2 protein-coding genes are annotated in these 1,710 nt (G+C 67.8%); both read right to left on the minus strand.

The window, feature by feature from the left end:
- Positions 1 to 1,115, minus strand: a 1,115-nt coding sequence (locus tag AQI88_RS40405) for a WXG100 family type VII secretion target (RefSeq protein ID WP_341849530.1), incomplete at its 3' end; no start/stop codon positions are given.
- On the minus strand, positions 1,115 to 1,710 hold a 596-nt coding region (locus AQI88_RS40410), incomplete at its 5' end, for a hypothetical protein (RefSeq protein ID WP_067010515.1). The genes AQI88_RS40410 and AQI88_RS40405, both read right to left, overlap by 1 nt.

The following is a 1,710-nucleotide window of genomic DNA, read 5'->3' on the forward strand; positions in this document are numbered from 1 at the left end:
ACCCCGTCTTCCGCGAGCCGGGCGCCGTCGACGGCGGCTCCCTCGGCGCCCGCCTCGGGGATGAGGAACTGGGGCAGGAGTTCGCCGCCGACGCCGCCGGGGTCCTGGAGGAAGGAGTTCCAGAGCTGGTTGCCGGTCTGGGTGGGGTGGGTGACCAGGTGGACGGCGCCGCCCAGGAGTTCCACCTTGTTCTGGAGCGCTTCGTAGGGGTGGGTGACCGTGTACGGGTCGAGGGGGTTCGCGCCGCGGAGCAGGTTGTTCAGGTCACCGACCCCGCGTACGAAGCCGCCGAAGAACCGCATGTCCTCCGTCTTGGCGGCATCCAGGACATCGGCACCGTCGAGTTTGAGCTGGTGCAGGGCCGACGGCTCGTGCGGGGCGTGCTGGAGGGCGTGCTTGACGCGGTCGGCGGCCTCCGCGGCGAGGTGGGCGCGCTGCTTTCGGGCGGCGGCCAGGATCTGCTCGGCCGCGTGCTTGGCCTCATCACCCGGATCCTGCTCCGAGGGTTTCGGACCGGGGTCCTTCTTGCCCTGATCGACGGCGTCGTTGTACGTCTGCACCTTCTGCTGGTGGGCCTTGGAAGCCGTCTTGCCCTGACGGTACTTCGCCACCGCCTCCCGCGCCTGAGCCTGCGCCCACTCCACCGTGTGCGCGAAGTTCTCCAACGCCGAGGCAGCCTCCCCACACGCCTCGGCCGCCTGGTGCCACTTGACCTGGTGCGTGGCGAACTTCTCGCGGAAAGTGTCGGCGGCCTCGCCCTTGAACTCCGACGAGTCCAGCTTGCTCATACCGGACGCGACCGCCCCGAAGGCCTTCGCGAAGTTCCGCAGATGCCCCGCCGTCTCCCGCAGCTTCGCCGGATTACCGTGGATGAGCTCCTTCGGGTCCTCGGTCTCCTCCAGCTGCTGCTCGTCCACATGCGCGCCCAGCTTCGACGCGATGCCATCGCCCCAGCCGTCGACCTTGTCGGCCGCACCATGCGCACCCACATAGTCGAGCGCGTCGCCCACCCCATGGGCGCCCTCGTCGATGACATGACCCGTCGTCCGCTTGACGTCGTCGTAGCCGGACTTCAACGAGCCCAGGGCACCATTCAACTTCCCCGTGAACGACATCAGTTCCCGTCCCCGCCCTGCGGCCGCGGCCCCAGCACCTTCTCCACTTCGCCGTCGTACGCCTCGTCACTCATCCCGGCCGCATCACGCATCATGGACGGTGAGACCGGACTGCCCGGCACCTCGGCGGTCGCCACGTCCCAGAGCATGCCCTTGCCCGTCTTCCGCACCGAGTTCACCAGGTTCTCGCGGTCCTTCGCGCCGTAACCCGTCGTCTGCCCGGCGTGGTTGATCTGGTCCACGCTCTCCTTCTCCACCTTCTCGTTCGAGGCGAAGGGATCCCCCACAGCGGAGTTGTAGGCGACCTTCAGCGAACCCTTCACATACACGTCCGTCTGATGGAAAGTTCCCGCCGCCAGCCCCATCCCCTCCGCCAGCGCGTTGCCCTCCTGCATCAGATCGCGCACCCCCCACTGCCAACGCTCACAGAAGGTGTGCAGCACCGCGCCCAGATGATCGTCACCGACATCCATGCCGGTCATCTCCAGGCTCGTGAAACCCCGGCCCGCGCCCGCCCAGCCCTTCATCGCCCCCAGCGAATCCAGCTCCTCCAACGCCTTGTTGATGCCCTCGGCGATCGACTTCAGACCCTGCA

The organism is Streptomyces cellostaticus, assembly GCF_001513965.1.
GTDB classification, from domain to species: domain Bacteria; phylum Actinomycetota; class Actinomycetes; order Streptomycetales; family Streptomycetaceae; genus Streptomyces; species Streptomyces cellostaticus.